Source organism: Streptomyces pseudogriseolus, assembly GCA_002154585.1.
GTDB lineage: Bacteria > Actinomycetota > Actinomycetes > Streptomycetales > Streptomycetaceae > Streptomyces > Streptomyces pseudogriseolus.
Genome location: MUNG01000581.1, coordinates 1 through 1,513 on the forward strand (window position 1 = coordinate 1; position 1,513 = coordinate 1,513).

At 70.9% G+C, this 1,513-nt stretch carries 2 protein-coding genes; both read right to left on the reverse strand.

Annotation, left to right across the window (positions count from 1 at the left end; genetic code table 11):
• Window positions 1-732 (reverse strand): KGGVGR-motif variant AAA ATPase (locus tag CCN29_RS33050; protein ID WP_143661451.1); only part of this gene is annotated, 732 nt, incomplete at its 3' end.
• Window positions 729-1,513, reverse strand: a 785-nt coding sequence (fsxC, locus tag CCN29_RS33055) for an FxsC protein (protein WP_442538645.1), incomplete at its 5' end; no start/stop codon positions are given. The genes CCN29_RS33050 and fsxC, both read right to left, overlap by 4 nt.

Here is a 1,513-nt window from a genome sequence, read left to right on the forward strand (position 1 = left end):
CGCCCGGCCCGCGTCGACCTTCTCCTTCTCACCCTCGTCGATACGCATGGGCACGGGCAGGACGCGGATGCGGCGGGGCCGGTAGCCCTCCTCGATGTTCCGGGCGACGGCGGCCGCGCCCTCGAGGGACTGGTCGCTGAGGGTGAAGCAGTCCACCAGGACGTCCGGCATCTGCATGGTGCAGATGTCCGCGTTGTCGGACAGGCCGGTGCGGCTGTCGATCAGGACGTAGTCGTAGGTCGCCTTCATGTCGGCGCGCAGGGCGTCGAGGAACTTGCCGCCGCCGAGACGCTCGTAGAAGTTGTCCCATTCGAAGGACGTCACCGTGGTCGAGTACGCCCGGTCCTGGCGTCCGGCGGAGAGGAAGTCCAGCGAACCGCCGTCCTGGAAGGTCAGGTCGAAGCGTTCGGGGTTCACGGACAGCGCGTGCTGTTCGACGCTCGCGTAGGGCAGGTGCCAGTCGTCGGGCCGTTCGCGGGGGCCCGTGGTCGCGGCCCAGGCGTAGTCCTCGATGATGTTGATGACGCCGGGCGTGGCCGCCAGCGCCTTGAGGTCCATGAACGGATGGAAGAAACGGTGGAGTCCGGGCGCCTCCAGGTCCCAGTCGACCGCCAGCACCCGTTTGCCGTTGGCGGCGAGGATCCACGCCGTGTTGGCCAGGGCCATGGTCCGCCCGGTGCCGCCCTTGTACGAGTAGAACGTGATGATGCGTCCGTCCCGCGCGGCCGTCATGCTTCTCCTTCGTCGTCGGGTTCGCCTGCCGGGTACGGCGGCTGGACGGGGCCCATGAGCCGTGGCCTCGGTACGTGGGGGCCGGGCGGCGGATGGGCCTCGGCGTGTTTCAGGTACTGCCGGGTGGAGTGCGCCACGACGGCGGGGAGCACGTCGGTGAACGCCTTCAGCGTGGGGACGCCGTTGACGGCGATACGGCAGTCGGTGCGTCTGCCGCGTTCCAGGATGTGCGGCAGCGTCTCCTCCAGGGTCGCGGTCAGTTGCTTCCCCCGCTCGCCGTGGCACTGGAGGTCCGCCCGGTTCCACGGCACGACGGCGCTGATCCAGGGGCGTGACACCCGGTCGAAGTCCCGCAGCCGACGCCGCCGTTCGTCGTCGGTGAGGGCCCAGCGGTCGACCAGCAGGATGCCGGGGCGGGCCTCCGCCTTGCCGTCCGGACCGGGGCCGGCCTCCCCCGGCGTGGTGTCGGTGTCCTCGTCGTCGAAGGAGGAGACGGTGATCCGGTAGTCCAGCGAGCGGATCAGCTCCTGGGCGATGGCGGGCAGCGGCCGCGTGGACTCCGAGTGGTACGGGTTCCAGTCCTGGGCGTCGTCGCCGTAGGACCCGGGGTCGCGGTCCTCCGGGAGGGTGTGGCGGGTGGGCGCGGCCACGGTGAGGTGGATGCGCCGGGGCCCCTCGCCGCGTGGCCGGAAGGCACTGGGCGTGTGTTCGTAGTCGCGGGGTCTGCTGGGCGGCAGCGCCGTCTGCTCGGCCACCTGGACGATGCGCTGGGCGAGCGTGA